Origin of the sequence: Streptomyces sp. NPDC087310, assembly GCF_044744405.1 — a bacterium.
In the GTDB taxonomy this organism is placed as follows: Bacteria; Actinomycetota; Actinomycetes; order Streptomycetales; family Streptomycetaceae; genus Streptomyces.
Genome location: NZ_JBIUYF010000004.1, coordinates 181,249 through 198,831, shown reverse-complemented (window position 1 = coordinate 198,831; position 17,583 = coordinate 181,249). Strand labels below are relative to the sequence as shown.

Here is a 17,583-nt window from a genome sequence, read left to right as displayed (position 1 = left end):
CCATTGCGGGCGCCCCTTACCTGCGGCCTGTAGGCCGGTGGTGCGTGTGTCAGGCGAGCCGGACGACGGCGCGGGCCATACCCAGCACCTTCTGCCCCGCGCTCATCGCCGTCAGGTCCACGCGGACCCGGCCCTCCTCCAGCTTCGCCGCGACCTTCGCGCTGACCTCGACCAGCGCGCCCGTCTCGTCGTTGGGCACGACGACGGGCTTGGTGAAGCGGACGCCGTACTCGACGACGGCCCCCGGGTCGCCGACCCAGTCGGTCACCACACGGATCGCCTCGGCCATGGTGAACATGCCGTGGGCGATGACGTCGGGGAGGCCGACCTCCTTGGCGAACTTCTCGTTCCAGTGGATCGGGTTGAAGTCCCCGGAGGCACCGGCGTACCGCACCAGCGTGGCGCGGGTGACGGGGAAGCTCCGCGCCGGCAGCTCCGTACCGACCTCGACGTCGTCGTAACCGATCTTCGCGGTCATCGCTCTCACGCCCCCTCGGCGGCGCGCGCCACCAGCTTGGTCCACGCGGTCACCACGTGCTCGCCGGCCTCGTCGTGCACCTCACCGCGTACGTCGATGATGTCGTTCCCGGCGAGGGACTTGATCGCCTGGATGGTGGAGGTGACGCTCAGCCGGTCCCCCGCGCGCACGGGGCGGGTGTACGCGAACTTCTGGTCGCCGTGGACGACCCTGCTGTAGTCCAGACCGAGCTGCGGATCGGCGACGACCTCGCCGGCCGCCTTGAACGTGATCGCGAACACGAAGGTCGGCGGGGCGATCAGATCGGTGTGCCCGAGCGCCTTGGCGGCCTCCGGGTCGGTGTACGCCGGATTGGGGTCGCCCACCGCCTCGGCGAACTCACGGATCTTCTCCCGGCCGACCTCGTACGGCGCGGTGGGCGGATAGCTCCGCCCCACGAAGGACTGATCGAGCGCCACTGACTCGCTCCCTCCCTGATGTAAGTGACCACTACAAACGACGCGAGGCCGTCCCCAACCGGGGACGGCCTCGCGTACGAGCCTGATTCAGCGCGTTTCGCGGTGCGCGGTGTGCGAGTTGCAGCGCGGGCAGTGCTTCTTCATCTCAAGACGGTCCGGGTTGTTACGCCGGTTCTTCTTGGTGATGTAGTTCCGCTCCTTGCACTCCACGCAGGCCAGCGTGATCTTCGGGCGGACGTCGGTGGCAGCCACGTGAGTGCTCCTTGGACGGACAACGGATGAAAGGATGAACGCATAAAAGAGTAGCCGATCGAAGGACCGACCCCACAATCGGCTACTTTTGTGTAGCGGTGACCGGACTTGAACCGGTGACACAGCGATTATGAGCCGCTTGCTCTACCGACTGAGCTACACCGCTTCGATGCTGGATCTCCTCGCCCGAAGGCGAGGATCACCGAACATCTGAGCCCCAATACGGAATCGAACCGTAGACCTTCTCCTTACCATGGAGACGCTCTACCGACTGAGCTATTGGGGCGAGCGATGAAGACATTACACGGTCGCCCGCCGATCGCCCAAATCCGTTTCGTGGCCCGTCGCCCCAGGTGTCCCACCCCGTGTCACACGCCACTTCCGGCCCCGGTTCGACCTGGTCGCGGCGCCCGTCCGGGCGGCTCCCCGCGGGCTCGCCGGTACGACTATTTCGCTCCTCCGCGAAGCCCGGCCGGGGCGCCCCTAGGCTCGGCTCCGCGCTCCGTGATCTTGCACGCGGCGCGGACCACCTCCCCCAGGAGCCCGATGCCCGACAGCCAGCCGCAGCCGCCCGACGGGGCCACGGCCGACACCCCCGCGCTCGTGCTCTGCGGCGCCCGGCTCGCCGACGGCCGCATCGTCGACGTACGGATCGGCGCGGGCCGGATCGAAGCCGTGGGCACGGCGGGCAGCCTCCCGCCGGGCGGCGCCTCGCGCGTGGACCTCGGCGGCTATCTGCTGCTGCCCGCCCCCGCCGAACCGCACGCCCACAGCGACACCGCGCTCACCGCCGACCGCGCCGCCGAGCGGCCCGTCCCGTACACCTCCGAGGACGTGCAGCGGCGCGCCACCGAGGCCGCGCTCCTCCAGCTCGGCCACGGCGCGACCGCGCTGCGTTCCCACGTACGCATCGGCGACGCCCAGGAGCTGGGCCGGCTCGCCGCGGTCCTCCAGGCGCGGCGCTCGCTGCGCGGGCTCGCCGATCTGACCGCCGTGGCCGTGCCCCGGCTGCTGACCGGGCTCGCGGGCGCCGACGGGCTCGCGATGCTGCGCGACGCGGTGACGATGGGCGCCGGGGTGGTCGGCGGCTGCCCGGACCTCGACCCCGATCCGACGGGGTACGTGGAGGCGGTGCTGGAGGTCGCGGCGGAGCACGGCTGCCCCGTCGACCTGCACACGGAGGGCGCCGAACCGGCCAGGATCGCGCGGCTCGCGGCGCTGGCGGGCGGGGTGCCGGCCGGGGTGACGCTCGGCCCGTGCGCGGGGCTGGCCGCGCTGCCCGCCGAGGTGGCGGCGCGGGCAGCCGACCAGTTGGCGGCGGCCGGGGTGACGGTGGTCTGCCTGCCGCAGGGCGGCTGCGGGGGCCTGGAGCGGCGCGGCACGGAGCGGGTGGGCGGGGCGCGCGGGGTGGCCCCCGTGAGGCTGCTGCGGGCGGCCGGCGTACGGCTCGCGGCGGGCGGCGGGGCGCTGCGGGACGTGTCGAACCCGGTGGGGCGCGGGGATCCGCTGGAGGCCGCGTACCTGCTGGCCTCGCAGGGCGGGGTGCGCGCGGCGGACGCGTACGGCGCGGTGAGCGGGGCGGCGCGGGCGGTGATGGGGCTGCCGGAGGTACGGGTGGAGGCGGGCTTCCCCGCGGAGCTGCTGGCGGTGCGCGGGGAGCGGATCGAGGGGGTGCTGTCGCTCGCGTACAGCAGGATCGTGATCCACCGGGGGCGGGTGGTGGCGCGGACGAGTGCGGTACGGGAGTACTGCGACTCGGCCGAGGCGGGCGGGCCGGAGCTGCCGCGCCAGGGCCGGCCGGGCGGGGGCCCGTGAGCGGGGGCGCGCCCGTGCGGCGGGGCGCGACGGCGCGACGTACGGTCGTGAGCATGCGAATCGTGATTGCCGGAGGACATGGTCAGATCGCGCTGCGGCTGGAGCGTCTGCTCGCCGCGCGCGGACACGGGGTGGCGGGCATCATCCGCGACCCCGGTCAGGCGGAGGAGTTGCGGGCCCTGGGCGCCGAACCGGTCGTCCTGGACCTGGAGTCGGCCTCGGTCGAGGAGGTGGCGGAGGTGCTGGCGGGCGCGGACGCCGCGGTGTTCGCGGCGGGCGCGGGCGGCGGCAGCGGCGCGGCCCGCAAGGAGACGGTGGATCTCGGCGCGGCGGTGCTCTTCGCGGACGCTGCGGAGCGCGCGGGCGTACGCCGTCACGTGGTCGTCTCGTCGATGGGCGCCGACCCGGACCATCGGGGCGACGAGGTCTTCGACGCGTACCAGCGTGCCAAGGGCGCGGCGGACGTCTCCGTACGGTCGCGGTCCGGGCTGGACTGGACGATCCTGCGGCCGGGCGCGCTGACGAACGACGCGGGTACGGGCCTGGTCACGCTGGCGGAGTCGACGGGGCGGGGCGCGGTGCCGCGCGACGACGTGGCGGCGGTGCTGGCGGAGCTGCTGGAGGCGCCGGGCACGGTGGGCCGGACGCTGGAGCTGATCGGCGGCGCGGTCCCGGTGGCGGACGCGGTGAAGGCGGCGGCCAACGGCGGCTGACCGTACGCGAATGGCCCCTTCCTAAGGAAGGGGCCATCTCGATCGCGTGGCGGCGCCAGGATTCGAACCTGGGAAGGCTAAGCCGGCGGATTTACAGTCCGCTCCCATTGGCCACTCGGGCACACCGCCATGGGATGTCGCTGCCGTCCGAGCTGCCCTTTTCGGGGCCGTGCTCCTTGGCAACGACGTAAACGATACCCGATGCCAGGGGGTGCTCCGCCACCGGATTGTTCCGCGCTCGGGGCGGTCCCGGGTGACTAGGCTTTACGGCGACGGCGTCGGCGGCACCTCGACTGCGCCCGGCGACAACCGGCAGCACAGCAGCACCCATACAGGCAGACAGACCGATACAAGGAGCCACAGGACATGGCCGACTCCAGTTTCGACATCGTCTCGAAGGTCGAGCGGCAGGAGATCGACAACGCCCTCAACCAGGCCGCGAAGGAGATCTCGCAGCGCTACGACTTCAAGAACGTGGGGGCCTCGATCGACTGGTCCGGCGAGAAGATCCTGATGCAGGCGAACTCCGAGGAGCGGGTCAGCGCGATCCTCGACGTCTTCCAGTCCAAGCTGATCAAGCGCGGCATCTCCCTGAAGGCGCTGGACGCCGGCGAGCCGCAGTTGTCCGGCAAGGAGTACAAGATCTTCGCGTCGATCGAGGAGGGCATCTCCCAGGACAACGCCAAGAAGGTCGCGAAGATCATCCGCGATGAGGGCCCGAAGGGCATCAAGGCGCAGGTGCAGGGCGACGAGCTGCGGGTCAGCTCGAAGAGCCGTGACGACCTCCAGACCGTGATCGCCCTGCTGAAGGGGCACGACTTCGACTTCGCGCTCCAGTTCGTCAACTACCGCTGAGGACGGCGGTTCGGGGACCGCGCCCGGAGGGTGGGTGCGGTGTCCGAATACCGCCAGCTTCGCGGGTTCCGGGGGCGCAGACTCGTCACTGAGCGGTCGTTGAAACACACCGCGTGGAGAGGAACGAGTGATGACAGTCACCTTGAACACCTTGAACAGCTCGAACAGCTCGAAAGCCTTGAGCGCCTTGAGCGCGACCACCTTGTACACCACGGTCGACAGCCCCCTGGGCGAGGTACTCCTGGCCGGTGTGGAGTCCGCCACGGCACCGGGCGGTGTGGCGCTCGCCTCCCTCTCCCTGCCGGGGCAGAAGGGCGCGGCGGTCGTCCAGGACGACTGGGTCCGCGCGCCCGAGGCGTTCGCCGGGATCGTGGGGCAGCTCCGGGCGTACTTCGCCGGTACGTCGACGGGCTTCGACATCGAGTACGCGGCCGGCGGCACGGAGTTCCAGCGCCGGGTCTGGGCCGCGGTGGACGCCATCCCGTACGGCGTGACGGTGACATACGGGCAGATCGCGGCGCGGGTCGGCGCGTCGGGCGCGGGGGTGCGGGCCGTGGGGACGGCGATCGGGCGCAATCCGCTGCTCGTCGTACGGCCGTGTCACCGCGTGATCGGCGCGGACGGGGCGCTGCGCGGGTACGCGGCCGGGCTGGAGCGCAAGGAGCGGCTCCTCGGCCTGGAGGGCGCGCCGGCGGCATGAGCACCGGCGCGGCGGGAGGCGCCGTCACGGGCGAAGGGCCGGGCGGGGAGGGGCTGTTCCCCGAGCCGTTCGCGACGGGCCGGGCGCGTACGGTCGTGGCGCCCGGGGCCGTGCATGTCCCGGGCTGGCTGTCGGCCGAGCGGCAGCGGGAGTTGGTGGCGGTCTGCCGGGGGTGGGCGCGGGGGCCGGTGCCGATCCGGCACACGGTGCTGCCGAGCGGTGGCGTGATGTCCGTACAGACGGTGTGTGTCGGCTGGCACTGGCGGCCCTACCGGTACACGCGGAGCGCGGGGGACGTGAACGGCGCGCGGGTCGCGGAGTTCCCGTCCTGGCTGACCGAGTTGGGGCGCGCGGCGCTCGTGGACGCGTACGGCGATCCGGCGGCCGGTGCCGCGTACGCCCCGGACACGGCGCTGATCAACTTCTACGATGGCGACGCGCGGATGGGGATGCACCAGGACAAGGACGAGAGGTCCGCGGCGCCGGTGGTCTCCCTGAGCATCGGCGACAGTTGTGTCTTCCGGTTCGGCACCGCGGAGGGCCGGGGCCGCCCGTACACGGATGTGCGGCTCGCCTCCGGTGACCTCTTCGTCTTCGGAGGGGAGTCGCGCTTCGCGTACCACGGGGTGCCCAAGGTGTATCCGGGGACGGCGGGGCCGGGGACGGGGATGAGCGGCGGCCGGCTCAACATCACCCTGCGCGAGACGGGCCTGACGGACCCTTCCGGGACCTGAGGCCCGCCCGCAGGCGAGGACCCGCCCGCGAGGCCCGCCCGCCGGTTCAGCGGGACCGTGAGTGGCCGAAGAGGAGCCGGTAGACGACGAGCAGGACGAGCGCGCCACCGATGGCGGCGATCCAGGTGGCCCCGTCGTAGAAGTCGTTGCTGATCGGCCGGTCGAGCCATTTCGCCGAGATCCAGCCGCCGATGAAGGCTCCCGCGATCCCGATGAGGGTCGTCCCGATCAGCCCGCCGGGGTCCCGGCCGGGCAGCAGAATCTTGGCGGCGGCGCCGGCGAGAAGTCCGAGAATGATCCAGCTTATGACACCCATGCCCTGAACCTGCCTTTCTTGCGGTATCGCCCTCAATGACGCCGCAGAGGCGGGCCGTGGTTGCGATGCGTACGGTGCTCAGCAGCCCGGGGCGCGAGGCACGGCCGGACGGACTCCTGATGCTGAGTGATCAACTACCCAGCATTCCCTGGGGCATACGTCCGCATTCGGTAACAGCCCCGAGGGTGTCGTCGGGGCTGCCGGGCATGCCGGGGCTGTTCGAGGATCCGTCAGCGGGCGGTGAAGGGCTGGTCCGTGGAGACGATCTCCTTGCCGAGCGGCATCAGGGAGAGCGGGATCAGCTTGAAGTTGGCCAGGCCCAGGGGGATGCCGATGATCGTGACGCACTGGAGGACGCCGGTGACGATGTGGCCGAGCGCGAGCCACCAGCCCGCGAGGACCAGCCACAGGACGTTGCCGACGCACGAGGGCGCGCCGGCGCCGGGGCGGTCGACCGCTGTGTAGCCGAAGGGCCACAGCGCGTAGACGCCGATACGGAAGGCCGCCACGCCGAAGGGTATGCCGATGATCGTGACGCACAGCAGGACGCCCGCCAGCATGTACCCGAGGAAGAGCCAGAAACCGCTCAGGACGAGCCAGATAATGTTCAGGATTGTCTTCATGCTCGCGGACCTGCCATCTGTTCTAGTCGGGCGATGCGCTCCGCCATCGGCGGATGCGTGGAGAACAGTTTCGAGAATCCCCGACCTGGACGGAAGGGGTTCGCGATCATCATGTGGCTGGCTGTCTCGATCCGCGGTTCGGCCGGCAGCGGAAGCTGTTTCGTTCCGGCTTCCAGCTTACGCAACGCGCTCGCCAGAGCGAGCGGGTCGCCCGTGAGCTGGGCTCCGGACGCGTCCGCCTCGTACTCGCGTGAACGGCTCACGGCGAGCTGGATGACGGAGGCCGCGAGCGGCCCCAGGATCATGATCAGGAGCATGCCGAAGACGCCGGGGCCGTCGTCGTCGTCCGAGCGGCCTATGGGGATGAGCCAGGCGAAGTTCACCAGGAACATCACCACGGACGCGAGGGCTCCGGCGACCGACGAGATCAGGATGTCGCGGTTGTAGACATGGCTCAGCTCGTGGCCGAGGACCCCGCGCAGCTCCCGCTCGTCCAGGATCTGGAGGATCCCGTCCGTACAGCAGACGGCCGCGTTGCGCGGGTTGCGGCCGGTGGCGAACGCGTTGGGCGCCTGTGTGGGTGAGATGTACAGGCGCGGCATGGGCTGGCGCGCGGCCGTCGACAGCTCACGGACGATGCGGTAGAGCTGCGGCGCCTCGAATTCGCTGACGGGGCGTGCGCGCATCGCGCGTAGAGCCAGCTTGTCGCTGTTCCAGTACGCGTACGCGTTGGTGCCGACCGCCACGACGAGCGCGACGATCAGACCCGTACTGCCGAAGAGACTGCCGATCGCGATGATGAGTGCGGACAATCCCCCGAGGAGTACTGCGGTCCTGAGCCCGTTGTGCCGGCGGTGCACGGTACGCCCTCCAAGTCATGCGGCAGGGGAACCCTTTTGCCTGGTGCTGCTCCACTCTCCAGTGGACCCTTCCGTACAGGTCAACGCGAGGCGGGCGGTCCGGGTTCCCTGGGGTCTCTCGTTCGGGTCTGGCTGGATCAGGGAGCGGGTTCTGGTGCCGTGGATCGCAAGGCGGAGGAGGGAGGCGACGCGGAGCGTCGTGGACCGACGACAACACCGCGAGGCGCGGCACCAGGGCACGCGAGCCCAGCCAGACCCGAACGAGAGGCCCTAGCACCCGGACGGGGGCGTAGGCCGTCCGGGTGGTGGTGGCTTTCCGGTCGTGGCTTTCTCTCAGAAGAGGCTGACGCCGGCGAAGCGCAGGACCAGTTGCGGCGCGCCCGAGAGGGCGATGCCCGCGGCGGCGGTCAGCGCGATGGCCACGGTGAGGGCGGGCGCCGGGGTCAGGGCGGCCGTACCCGTGTCGGCGGTCACCGCCGTGGGGGCGTCGGCGCTTTCCGGCTGCCCCTCCGGGGAGCGGAAGAGGACCGCCGTCCACTGGAGGTAGTAGTAGAGCGCCACGACGACGTTGAGGGCCATGACGACGGCCAGCCAGCCCAGTCCCGCGTCGACCGCCGCGGAGAAGACGGTGACCTTGGCGAACAGGCCGATGATGCCCGGCGGCAGCCCGGCCAGGCAGAGCAGGAAGAAGCCCATCGCGAGCGCGGCGAGCGGCCGGCGGGCGTAGAGGCCCTGGTAGTCGGCGATGCGGTTCAGCGGCTTCGTACGGACCACGAGCGCGACGACGGCGAACGCGCCGAGGTTGACGACGGCGTACATCAGGGCGTACGCGACGGTGGAGCCGATCCGGTCCGTCCCGCCGCCCCCGCCGCCGCTCGCGTCCCCTCCCCCGCCGTACGCGGCGGCGGCGATCGGCACCAGGAGGTAGCCGGCCTGGGCCACGGACGACCAGGCCAGCAGCCGTACGGCGCTCCACTTGCGCGTGGCGGACTGCCGGAGTGCGGCCACATTGCCGAGCGTCATCGTCAACGCGGCGAGGACGGCGAGGACCGGCCCCCATACGGCGTGGTACGAGGGGAACGCGACAACGGTCACCAGGATGAGGCCGGAGAAGCCGACGGCCTTGCCGACCACGGACAGATAGGCGGCGATGGGCAGCGGCGCGCCCACATAGGTGTCGGGCACCCAGAAGTGGAAGGGCGCGGCGGCCGTCTTGAAGGCGAAGCCGACGAGGGTGAGGGCGACGCCCGCCTCGGCGAGGGTGGAGAGCTGTCCGGGGACCTCGTCCAGCTTCGTGGCGATCTCGGTCAGGTGCATGGTGCCGGTGGCCGCGTACACGAAGCTGACGCCCAGCAGCATGACGGCGGTCGCGGTGACCGAGGAGAGGAAGAACTTCAGCGCGGCCTCGGAGGAGAGCCGGTCGCCGCGCCGGAGCCCGACCAGGGCGAAGGCGGGCAGGGAGGCCACTTCGAGCGCGACGACGAGGGTGGCCAGGTCGCGCGCGGCGGGCAGCAGCGCCGCGCCGGCCGCCGAGGCGAGCAGCAGGAACCAGAACTCGCCCGCGGGGAGCTGGCGCGTGTCGTGGTACGAGAGCAGCGCGGTGAGCAGCGCCCCTCCGAGCACCAGGAGCTGGATGACCAGCGCGAAGTGGTCCGCGGTGTAGCTGCACACATCCGGTGCGGTGGTGAGGCAGAAGGTGGCGCGGTCGCCGTCGCGCAGCGGCAGGAGCGTGCCGAGCGCCGCGACGAGGCCGGCGATCGCGAGACCGCCGAGGAGCGGCTTGCGGTGGTCCGGTACGAAGAGGTCGGCGACCAGGATGATCAGGGCGACCACCGCCACGAGGGTGGGGGGCGCGATCGCGAGCCAGTCGACGGACTGGACGAGGCCGGCGGCGGCGCCGGCGCTCTCGGCGGCCACGGTCACGACTTGCCTCCTGCGAGGAGCTTCTGCACGGCGGGGTCGGTGAGGCCGAGGAGGACCGCGGGCCAGAGACCGGCGAGGACGGTCAGTGCGACGAGCGGGGTCCAGGCGGCGATCTCGTAGGTCTGTACATCGGCCACGTCGGGGAAGTGCGGTGCGCCCGCGCCCGTGGTTCCCGGGGTGTCCCGCGTTTCCTCGGCCTTCCCGGGTTCCGCGGCGCCTTCCGGCTCGTGGGGCGGCACGCCCATGCAGACGCGGCGCACGACGACCAGCAGGTACGCGGCGGTGAGCAGGGTGCCGAAGGCGGCGACGGCCATGAAGGTGAGGAAGGCGGGGCGGCTCAGCCCCTCCGCCGGGTCGAACGCGCCGAACAGGGCGAGCATCTCGCCCCAGAACCCGGCGAGCCCCGGCAGGCCGAGCGAGGCGACCGCGGCGAAGGCGAGCAGCCCGCCGAGGCGGGGGGCGCGGCCGTACAGCGCGGCGCCGGTCGCTCCGGCGAGGGTGTCGAGGTCGGCGGTGCCGTACCGGTCCTTGAGGGCTCCGACCAGGAAGAACAGCAGGCCGGTGATGAGGCCGTGGGCGATGTTGGCGAAGAGCGCGCCGTTCACGCCGGTGGGCGTCATCGTCGCGATGCCGAGCAGGACGAAGCCCATGTGGCCGACGGAGGAGTAGGCGATCAGCCGTTTGAGATCGCCGCCCGCGCCCCGCTTGGCGAGGGCGAGGCAGGCGAGGGAGCCGTAGATGATGCCGACGACGGCGAAGGCGGCGAGGTACGGGGCGAAGACCCGCATTCCGTCGGGGGCGATGGGCAGGACGATCCGGACGAATCCGTACGTACCCATCTTGAGCAGGACGCCGGCGAGGAGGACGGATCCGACGGTCGGCGCGGCGGTGTGGGCGTCCGGCAGCCAACTGTGCAGGGGCCACATCGGGGTCTTGACCGCGAGCCCGAGACCGATCGCCAGAACGGCGGTGACCTGCACGGATGTGCTGAGACCTGAGCCGTTGTCAGTGGCGAGTGCCATCATGTCGAATGTGCCGGCCTTGACCCCGATGAGGAGCAGGCCGAGCAGCATGACGACGGATCCGAGCAGTGTGTAGAGGATGAATTTCCAGGCGGCGGCCTGCCGGCCGCCGGTGACGCCTTCCGAGCCGCCCCAGCGGGCGATCAGGAAGTACATCGGGATCAGCACCATCTCGAAGGCCAGGAAGAACAGGATCAGATCGAGGACGGCGAAGGTCGCGAGCGTGCCGGATTCGAGCACGAGCAGCAGGGCGACGAATGCCTTGGGCGAGGGGCCCTTGGGCATCTTGAAGTAGCTGTAGAGCGCGCAGAGGAAGGTCAGCAGCGCGGTCAGGACCAGAAGGGGGAGTGAGATGCCGTCGACACCGAGGTGGATCCGCACGTCCAGTGCCGCGATCCAACTGATGTCCGTGGTGGCCTGCATCCTCGACGGCTGGTCGTGGTCGAAGCCGAGCGCGAGGACGATCGCGGCGATGAGGATCGCGCCGGTCACGGTCACGCCGTGGCGCAGGACGGCCTGGTCGGGGCTGCTGCCGCGCAGCCCGGGCGGGGCCGGGAGCAGGGCCGCGACGGCGCCGACGAGCGGGCCGACGATGATCAACGCGAGAAGGAACTGCATCACGGACTCACTGATATCGATCACGGCTCACGCTCCGGCGGCGACGAGTACGGCGGCGATCGCCAGGACGACGGAGCCGGCCAGCAGGGCGCTGAGATAGGTCTGCACATTGCCGGTCTGGGCACGGCGTACGGCGCTGCCCAGCCAGCGGGTGCCGGTGCCCGCGCCGCGTACGTAGGTGTCGACCACCTCGCGGTCCAGGAAGCGGACCAGCTCGGCGGCGGCCAGGACGGGGCGTACGAACAGGCGGTGGTAGACGGCGTCGAGATGGAAGCCGGAGGCCGCGTGGCGGTGGAGCGGGCCCAGCACCAGCCGTCCGGGGTCCGCCGGGTCGTCGGCCGCCGAGATGGAGCCGTAGGTGGCGGTGTGGGTCTCGATGGCCTCCGCCTCGGTGAGCGCGGGCTCGGTGTGCGGATGCGCGGTGACGGCGCCCATCGGCGTACGGGCGGCGAGCGCCGTGGTGTGGCGCCAGCAGCCGTAGACGATCAGGCCGCCGGCGAGACCCGCGCCGGTGCCCAGGACGGAGGTGGTGAGGTTCGGGGCGAGGCTGTGGCCGTCGAACCACTCGGCGAGATATCCGACGGTCAGACCGAAACCGAGGGAGGGAAGGGCCAGCACCCACAGGACGGCGCTCATGGACACGGGCTGTCTGCCGTGGTCGGGGGCCTCGGTGCCGTGGCCGCGGAAGGCCAGCAGCCAGAGGCGGGTGGCGTACGCGGCGGTGAGCAGGGCGGTGAGGAGTCCGGCGACCAGCACCGTCCAGCCGGCGGCCCCGGGGGCGGCGGATTCGTCGAGGGCGGCGTGCTCGGCGGCGACCAGGACGGATTCCTTGGAGAAGAAACCGGCGAAGGGAGGGATCGCGGCGAGCGCGAGCAGGGCGACGGTCATCGTCCAGTACGCGTCGGGGATGCGCCGGGGCAGGCCGCGCATCCGGGACATGGTGGCCAGCGAGTTGGTGCCGGCGGCGTGGATGACGACACCGGCGCCGAGGAAGAGGAGGGCCTTGAACGCGCCGTGCGAGACGAGGTGGAAGACGGCCGCGCTCCGGTCGCCCACGGCCAGGGCGCCCGACATGTAGCCGAGCTGACCGATGGTCGAGTAGGCGAGGACCCGCTTGATGTCGTCCTGGGCGAGGGCGGCGAGCGCCGAGCCGACCATGGTGACCGCGGCCATCACTGCCAGGACGACCAGCGCCGCCTCCGAGGCGGCGAAGACGGGGAGGAGCCGGGCGACGAAGTAGATGCCTGCCGCGACCATGGTGGCGGCGTGGATCAGCGCGGAGACGGGCGTGGGGCCTGCCATCGCGTCGGGCAGCCAGGTGTGCAGCGGGAACTGGGCGGACTTGCCCGCCACTCCGGCGAGCAGCAGCAGCGCCACGAGGGTGGGGTGGTCGAGGCCGCCGTCCGCGACGGTCTTCAGGACGCCGGTGATCCGGAACGTGCCGGCGTCGGCGGCGAGCGCGAACAGACCGATCAGGAAGGGGACGTCGCCGAGCTTGGTGACCAGGAACGCCTTGAGGGAGGCGGCGCGCGCCTCGGGCGTCTCCCAGTAGTGGCCGACGAGGAAGTACGAGCAGATGCCCATGATCTCCCAGCCGACCAGCAGCACCATCAGGTCGCCCGAGTAGACGACGAGCAGCATCGCGGAGGTGAAGAGCGAGACCAGAGCGGCGTACGAGGGGTAGCGCGCGTCACCGCGCAGATAGCCCGTCGAGTAGATCTGCACGCACGACGCGACGACGCCGACGAGGACGGCGACCAGGGCCGCGAAGCCGTCGATGTGCAGGGCGAGGTCGATGGGGACCGAGCCGGTGGGGGTGAGCTGGGTCGCGGCGTCCAGCGGCGCCTTCCCGCTGCCCGCGCCACCGCCCTGGCGTACGGCCACGATCACGGCGAGCGCGGCGGCGGCCAGGGTCGGCAGAATCGCCAGGGGGCGGACGAACCCGGGGGCGGTACGGCCGAGCAGCAGCCCGGCGACGGCGCCCAGGAACGGCAGGACGGGGACGAGGACGGCGAGGGTCGTGGTGGTCACGCGGTGGCCTCAGTCTTCTGCGTCGGAGCCTGCTGCGCCGGGGTGGCGGTCCCGTCGGGCCCCTCGGCGGTGTCGCGGAGCCGGTCGATGTCCGAGGAGCCCCGGTTGCGGTAGACCATCAGCACGATGGCCAGGCCGATGCCGATCTCCGCGGCGGCGATGGCGATGACGAAGAGGGTGAGCGCCTGGCCGGTGTGGAGCGTGTCGCGGAGCCAGACGTCGAAGGCGACGAGGTTGAGGTTGACGGCGTTGAGCATCAGCTCGACGGACATCAGGACGAGGATCGCGTTGCGGCGCGCGAGCACCCCGTACAGACCGACACAGAACAGGAGGGCCGCGAGCACGGCCGGGTAGGCGAGATGCATCAGCGCCGCTCCTTGCGGGACAGGACGATCGCGCCGACGAGGGCGGCCAGCAGGAGGACGGAGAGCGCTTCGAAGGGCAGCACCCAGTTCCGGAACAGGAACGCTCCCGTGACCTCGGTGGAGCCCTGGGCCGCGCCCCGCAGGTCGATCCAGGTCGTACGGAACGCGTCGACGACGACCCAGACCAGACAGACGGCGGCGACGGCGGCCACCCCGAGCGCGAGCGGGCGGTTGCCCGAATCGGCGTCCGGGGAGTGGCCGATGGGCGCCTTGGTGAGCATCAGACCGAAGAGGAGGAGGACCACCACGGAACCGAGATAGATCAGGACCTGCACCCAGGCGATGAACTCCGCCGTCAGCAGGAGGTACTCCACGGCCAGGCCGCCGAGCGCGACGACCAGCCAGAGGGCGGCGTGCACGAGCTGCTTGGTGGTGACGGTGATCAGGGCCGCGCCGAGGGTGACCAGACCGACGAGGACGAAGGCGATCTCGACGCCGGACGGCGACAGGAAGGCGTGTCCGGTGGCCGCGGAGGCCGCCGCGGTCGCTGCGAGGCTCACTCCCCTGCCTCCCGTTCCTGCTGGGCCGCCGCGGCGAGCTTCTCCACGGCCTTGCGGGCCGCGCCGAACTCCTTGGGCTCCTCGGCGGCGGGGTCGAGCGCGGGCGGCGCCGGCACCGTCCACATCCACTCGCGGAGCTTGTCCCGCTCGTGGGTGAGTTCGAGGATGTCCGTCTCCGCGTACTCGAACTCCGGTGACCAGAACAGCGCGTCGAAAGGACAGACCTCGATACAGATACCGCAGTACATGCAGAGCGAGAAGTCGATGGCGAACCGGTCGAGGACGTTACGGCTGCGCTCGCGGCCACCGGGGGCCGCCGCCGGGACCGTCTCCTTGTGGGAGTCGATGTAGATGCACCAATCGGGGCACTCACGGGCGCAGAGCATGCAGACCGTGCAGTTCTCCTCGAACAGGCCGATCACGCCCCGGGAGCGGGGCGGGAGTTCGGGCTGCTTTTCGGGGTACTGCGCGGTGACGGTCTTCTTCGTCATCGTCCGCAGGGTGACGGCGAGGCCCTTGGCCAGGCCGGATCCGGGGATCGGGGACATGGTTAGCTGATCGCCACCTTCACGATGCCGGTGAGCGCGATCTGCGCGAGAGCGAGGGGGATGAGTACGGTCCAGGCGAGTTTCTGGAGCTGGTCCTCGCGCAGCCGCGGGTAGCTCACCCGCAGCCAGATCACGACGAAGGCGAGGACGGCGGTCTTGAGGAGGGTCCAGACCCAGCCGAGACCGTCGGCGCCGAGCGGGCCGTGCCAGCCGCCGAGGAAGAGGACGGTGGTCAGTCCGCACAGGACGACGATGCCCGCGTACTCGGCGAGCAGGAACAGGGCGAAGCGCAGCCCGGTGTACTCGGTGTAGGCGCCGAAGATGATCTCGGAGTCGGCGACCGGCATGTCGAAGGGCGGACGCTGGAGCTCCGCGAGGCCCGCGGTGAAGAAGACCAGCGCGCCGACGATCTGCCAGGGCAGCCACCACCACTGGAAGGCGTCGAGGATGCCGATCAGGGAGACGGTGCCCGCGGCCATCGCGACGGACGCGGCGGCGAGCAGCATGGGCAGTTCGTACGCGAGGAGCTGCGCGGCGGTGCGCAACCCGCCCAGGAGGGAGAACTTGTTGGCCGAGGCCCAGCCCGCCATGAGCGAGCCGAGCACACCGATGCCCATCACGGCGAGCACGAAGAAGATGCCCGCGTCGACGACCTGGCCGACCGCGCCCTCGCCGGGACCGATCGGGATCACGAGGACCACGAGGAGGTACGGGAGGAGGGAGACGGCCGGGGCGAGCTGGAAGACCCGCCGGTCGGCCTCGGCCGGGACGATGTCCTCCTTCTGCGCGAACTTCACCCCGTCCGCGACGAGTTGGGCCCAGCCGTGGAATCCGCCCGCGTGCATGGGGCCGAGGCGGCCCTGCATATGGGCCATCACCTTGTGTTCGGCCTGTCCGACCACGAGGGGGACGACCATGAACACGGCGAAGACGATGACCAGCCGGAGGGCGACGTCGAGTACGTCGTTCACGCGTCTCCTTCCGGTTCCGGTCGGTCGTTCTCGGGGCGGGGCTCGGGTTTGGGTGTGGCGTCGGGCTCGGGCTCCGCTGCCGGTTTGGCCGTCGGCTCCGGTTTGGTTGCCGACCCGGGCTCGGGTTTGGCCGTCGGCTCGGGTTCCGTGCTGGCCGGGGCCGGGCTCGGGCGGCGCCAGGGCGCGTCCGGGGCGGGCCGTTCGGGGCGCTGGGAGGTCGAGCCCTCGGAGACGCTGCGCGCCCGGCGGGCCGGGGCCGCCGGGGGCGGGGCCGCGCCCGGCGTCGTACCGGCGGCTTCGTCCGCCCCGGCGCGCGGGCGGCGCGCCGGGCGGTCACCGGCGGCAGCGGCCCCGGCGGCACGGGCGCCGCGCGCGGGGCGGGCCGGGGCCGGGGGGAGCTGGCCCTTGAGGGGGCCCCATTCGTTCGGGTCGGGGACGCCCGGCGGGAGCATCTGGCGGCGCTTGGGGCCGCCGTGCTCGGACTCGCCCGGCTCCTTGGCGCCCGGCCACGCCTTCGCGACGCGGGCCGCGAGGACGAAGTCCTTGCGCAGCGGGTGTCCTTCGAAGGTCTCGGGGAGCAGGAGCGGGACGAGGTTCGGGTGGTCGGTGAAGGCGACGCCGAACATCTCGTGCGTCTCCCGTTCGTGCCAGCCCGCGCCCGCGTAGACGCCGATGGCGGTGGGCAGGACGGCCGCGTCGTGCGGGACGGTCGTCCGGACGAGCAGGCGGCGGACCTTACCCGGTGCGACGGCGACGACGTGGGCGCAGACCCGGAAGCCCGTGCCCGGCTCGTCGACGGCGCTCAGCCAGTCGAAGTAGGTGCAGCCCAGGGTGGACCGGGCGGTTTCGAGGGCGCTGATCCAGGACGCGGCGGGCACGTCGACCGTGAGCAGGTCGTACGCCAGCTCGGCCGTGGCACCCTCGCCGAAGATCTCGGCGGCGGCGTCGGGCAGCCGGTCGTAACCGGCCGCGGCGGCCTGGTCGGAAGCGCTCACGACGCCGACTCCCCTGTCGCGCCCGTCGTACCCGGACCCGAACCGGAGTCCGGACCCGTACCCGGGGTCGGCGGGGCCGGGACCAGGCCGCTGCGCAGTGCGGCGGTGGAGGGCCTGCCGCCCGTCGCGTACCGCTCCTTGAGCGATTCGCGGGCGATCTTCTCCTGGAGCTTCAGGATGCCCTGGAGCAGCGCCTCGGGGCGCGGCGGGCAGCCCGGTACGTAGACGTCGACCGGGATGATCTGGTCGACTCCCTTCGTCACCGAGTAGGAGTCCCAGTACGGGCCGCCGCAGTTGGAGCAGGCGCCGAAGGAGATCACGTACTTGGGCTCGGGCATCTGCTCGTACAACCGCTTGACGGCCGGGGCCATCTTGTCCGTGACCGTGCCGGAGACGACCATCAGGTCCGCCTGGCGCGGCCCCGGCGCGAAGGGGATCACGCCGAGCCGGATGAAGTCGTGCCGGGCCATGGAGGCGGCGATGAACTCGATCGCGCAGCAGGCGAGTCCGAAGTTGAAGACCCAGAGGCTGTAGCGGCGGCCCCAGTTGAGGACGACCTTCATCGGCTCGGGCGCCAGCCGGGAGAGCACCCCGAGGCGTTTCGGCTCCGGCAGCGGTACGGGCACGGAGACCGGCGTGGCGCCGTCGGCCGGAACGGATCCGGAGACCGGGACGGGCCCGGAAGCCGGGACGGATCCGGAGGCCGGGACGGGCCCGGAGACCGGGACGGGCCCGGAGACCGGGGC

At 71.6% G+C, this 17,583-nt stretch carries 20 protein-coding genes and 3 tRNA genes; 5 read left to right on the top strand and 18 right to left on the bottom strand.

Annotation, left to right across the window (positions count from 1 at the left end; translation table 11 throughout):
* Positions 1–49: 49 nt before the first annotated feature.
* The 5 genes from ACIO3P_RS15985 to ACIO3P_RS15965 form a co-directional block, all read right to left on the bottom strand.
* A complete protein-coding gene (locus ACIO3P_RS15985; RefSeq protein WP_329828538.1) occupies positions 50–478 on the bottom strand; it encodes a MaoC family dehydratase in 429 nt (142 codons plus the stop codon).
* Positions 479–483: 5 nt separating this feature from the next.
* Positions 484–936 (bottom strand): MaoC family dehydratase N-terminal domain-containing protein, encoded by a 453-nt coding sequence (locus ACIO3P_RS15980; protein WP_329828537.1) that lies wholly within the window; start codon positions 934–936, stop codon positions 484–486.
* Positions 937–1,023: 87 nt separating this feature from the next.
* Positions 1,024–1,188 carry a 50S ribosomal protein L33 gene (gene rpmG / locus ACIO3P_RS15975; protein WP_003956487.1) on the bottom strand — a complete coding sequence of 55 codons (165 nt, stop codon included), beginning with the start codon at positions 1,186–1,188 and terminating at the stop codon, positions 1,024–1,026.
* A gap of 93 nt (positions 1,189–1,281) precedes the next feature.
* A tRNA-Met gene (locus ACIO3P_RS15970) sits at positions 1,282–1,354 on the bottom strand.
* Between the two features lie 47 nt (positions 1,355–1,401).
* Positions 1,402–1,474: transfer RNA gene (locus tag ACIO3P_RS15965), tRNA-Thr, on the bottom strand.
* Positions 1,475–1,734: 260 nt separating this feature from the next.
* On the opposite strand from ACIO3P_RS15965, the gene ACIO3P_RS15960 reads away from it, so the two are divergent.
* Positions 1,735–3,003 carry an amidohydrolase family protein gene (locus ACIO3P_RS15960; RefSeq protein ID WP_329828536.1) on the top strand — a complete coding sequence of 423 codons (1,269 nt, stop codon included), beginning with the start codon at positions 1,735–1,737 and terminating at the stop codon, positions 3,001–3,003.
* A 53-nt stretch (positions 3,004–3,056) separates the two neighbouring features.
* Entirely contained in the window at positions 3,057–3,716 is a 660-nt protein-coding gene (locus ACIO3P_RS15955; RefSeq protein ID WP_329828535.1) for an SDR family oxidoreductase, read from the top strand.
* A gap of 47 nt (positions 3,717–3,763) precedes the next feature.
* Here ACIO3P_RS15955 and ACIO3P_RS15950 read toward each other — a convergent pair.
* Positions 3,764–3,845 (bottom strand) — tRNA-Tyr (locus ACIO3P_RS15950).
* A gap of 237 nt (positions 3,846–4,082) precedes the next feature.
* On the opposite strand from ACIO3P_RS15950, the gene ACIO3P_RS15945 reads away from it, so the two are divergent.
* The 3 genes from ACIO3P_RS15945 to ACIO3P_RS15935 all read left to right on the top strand — a co-directional run bounded on the left by ACIO3P_RS15945 (position 4,083) and on the right by ACIO3P_RS15935 (position 6,005).
* Positions 4,083–4,571 carry a YajQ family cyclic di-GMP-binding protein gene (locus tag ACIO3P_RS15945; RefSeq protein WP_329828534.1) on the top strand — a complete coding sequence of 163 codons (489 nt, stop codon included), beginning with the start codon at positions 4,083–4,085 and terminating at the stop codon, positions 4,569–4,571.
* A gap of 130 nt (positions 4,572–4,701) precedes the next feature.
* Complete coding sequence (locus tag ACIO3P_RS15940) at positions 4,702–5,271, top strand: methylated-DNA--[protein]-cysteine S-methyltransferase (protein ID WP_401792099.1); 570 nt, start codon at positions 4,702–4,704, stop codon at positions 5,269–5,271.
* Positions 5,268–6,005: an alpha-ketoglutarate-dependent dioxygenase AlkB family protein gene (locus tag ACIO3P_RS15935; RefSeq protein WP_401854730.1), complete on the top strand. Its 738-nt coding sequence runs from the start codon at positions 5,268–5,270 to the stop codon at positions 6,003–6,005. Before ACIO3P_RS15940 ends, ACIO3P_RS15935 begins: the two co-directional genes overlap by 4 nt.
* Positions 6,006–6,051: 46 nt before the next feature.
* On the opposite strand, the gene ACIO3P_RS15930 is transcribed toward ACIO3P_RS15935, so the two are convergent.
* From ACIO3P_RS15930 to ACIO3P_RS15875, 12 genes are all read right to left on the bottom strand, one after another.
* A complete protein-coding gene (locus tag ACIO3P_RS15930; protein ID WP_329828530.1) occupies positions 6,052–6,321 on the bottom strand; it encodes a GlsB/YeaQ/YmgE family stress response membrane protein in 270 nt (89 codons plus the stop codon).
* A gap of 230 nt (positions 6,322–6,551) precedes the next feature.
* On the bottom strand, positions 6,552–6,944 hold the full coding sequence (locus ACIO3P_RS15925) for a YccF domain-containing protein (RefSeq protein WP_401854732.1): 393 nt from the start codon (positions 6,942–6,944) through the stop codon (positions 6,552–6,554).
* Positions 6,941–7,804 carry a zinc metalloprotease HtpX gene (gene htpX, locus ACIO3P_RS15920; protein WP_401854734.1) on the bottom strand — a complete coding sequence of 288 codons (864 nt, stop codon included), beginning with the start codon at positions 7,802–7,804 and terminating at the stop codon, positions 6,941–6,943. The genes ACIO3P_RS15925 and htpX overlap by 4 nt, the downstream gene beginning before the upstream one ends.
* A 333-nt stretch (positions 7,805–8,137) precedes the next feature.
* Entirely contained in the window at positions 8,138–9,727 is a 1,590-nt protein-coding gene (locus ACIO3P_RS15915) for an NADH-quinone oxidoreductase subunit N (RefSeq protein ID WP_401854737.1), read from the bottom strand.
* The gene (locus ACIO3P_RS15910; RefSeq protein ID WP_401792093.1) at positions 9,724–11,391 is read right to left on the bottom strand and encodes a NuoM family protein; all 1,668 of its coding nucleotides are present in this window, start codon (positions 11,389–11,391) and stop codon (positions 9,724–9,726) included. The genes ACIO3P_RS15915 and ACIO3P_RS15910 overlap by 4 nt, the downstream gene beginning before the upstream one ends.
* 3 nt (positions 11,392–11,394) lie before the next feature.
* The gene (locus ACIO3P_RS15905; RefSeq protein ID WP_401854739.1) at positions 11,395–13,398 is read right to left on the bottom strand and encodes an NADH-quinone oxidoreductase subunit L; all 2,004 of its coding nucleotides are present in this window, start codon (positions 13,396–13,398) and stop codon (positions 11,395–11,397) included.
* Entirely contained in the window at positions 13,395–13,763 is a 369-nt protein-coding gene (nuoK, locus tag ACIO3P_RS15900; protein ID WP_329828523.1) for an NADH-quinone oxidoreductase subunit NuoK, read from the bottom strand. Before nuoK ends, ACIO3P_RS15905 begins: the two co-directional genes overlap by 4 nt.
* A complete protein-coding gene (locus ACIO3P_RS15895; RefSeq protein ID WP_329828521.1) occupies positions 13,763–14,323 on the bottom strand; it encodes an NADH-quinone oxidoreductase subunit J in 561 nt (186 codons plus the stop codon). Before ACIO3P_RS15895 ends, nuoK begins: the two co-directional genes overlap by 1 nt.
* Complete coding sequence (locus ACIO3P_RS15890) at positions 14,320–14,871, bottom strand: NADH-quinone oxidoreductase subunit I (protein WP_329828520.1); 552 nt, start codon at positions 14,869–14,871, stop codon at positions 14,320–14,322. The genes ACIO3P_RS15895 and ACIO3P_RS15890 overlap by 4 nt, the downstream gene beginning before the upstream one ends.
* Positions 14,872–14,873: 2 nt before the next feature.
* A complete protein-coding gene (locus tag ACIO3P_RS15885; protein WP_329828519.1) occupies positions 14,874–15,842 on the bottom strand; it encodes a complex I subunit 1 family protein in 969 nt (322 codons plus the stop codon).
* Positions 15,839–16,837 (bottom strand): NADH-quinone oxidoreductase subunit C, encoded by a 999-nt coding sequence (locus ACIO3P_RS15880; RefSeq protein WP_401854743.1) that lies wholly within the window; start codon positions 16,835–16,837, stop codon positions 15,839–15,841. Before ACIO3P_RS15880 ends, ACIO3P_RS15885 begins: the two co-directional genes overlap by 4 nt.
* Positions 16,834–17,463, bottom strand: a complete 630-nt coding sequence (locus ACIO3P_RS15875; RefSeq protein ID WP_401854946.1) for an NADH-quinone oxidoreductase subunit B — start codon at positions 17,461–17,463, stop codon at positions 16,834–16,836. The genes ACIO3P_RS15880 and ACIO3P_RS15875 overlap by 4 nt, the downstream gene beginning before the upstream one ends.
* Positions 17,464–17,583 lie beyond the last annotated feature (120 nt).

Bases quoted from the DNA above. Each gene is read 5' to 3' on its own strand.
- ACIO3P_RS15930 (WP_329828530.1), bottom strand. From the start codon at position 6,321: ATGGGTGTCATAAGCTGGATCATTCTCGGACTTCTCGCCGGCGCCGCC.
- ACIO3P_RS15945 (WP_329828534.1), top strand. From the start codon at position 4,083: ATGGCCGACTCCAGTTTCGACATCGTCTCGAAGGTCGAGCGGCAGGAG.
- ACIO3P_RS15960 (WP_329828536.1), top strand. From the start codon at position 1,735: ATGCCCGACAGCCAGCCGCAGCCGCCCGACGGGGCCACGGCCGACACC.
- nuoK (WP_329828523.1), bottom strand. From the start codon at position 13,763: ATGCATCTCGCCTACCCGGCCGTGCTCGCGGCCCTCCTGTTCTGTGTC.
- ACIO3P_RS15890 (WP_329828520.1), bottom strand. From the start codon at position 14,871: ATGTCCCCGATCCCCGGATCCGGCCTGGCCAAGGGCCTCGCCGTCACC.
- ACIO3P_RS15940 (WP_401792099.1), top strand. From the start codon at position 4,702: ATGACAGTCACCTTGAACACCTTGAACAGCTCGAACAGCTCGAAAGCC.
- ACIO3P_RS15925 (WP_401854732.1), bottom strand. From the start codon at position 6,944: ATGAAGACAATCCTGAACATTATCTGGCTCGTCCTGAGCGGTTTCTGG.
- ACIO3P_RS15955 (WP_329828535.1), top strand. From the start codon at position 3,057: ATGCGAATCGTGATTGCCGGAGGACATGGTCAGATCGCGCTGCGGCTG.
- ACIO3P_RS15985 (WP_329828538.1), bottom strand. From the start codon at position 478: ATGACCGCGAAGATCGGTTACGACGACGTCGAGGTCGGTACGGAGCTG.
- ACIO3P_RS15935 (WP_401854730.1), top strand. From the start codon at position 5,268: ATGAGCACCGGCGCGGCGGGAGGCGCCGTCACGGGCGAAGGGCCGGGC.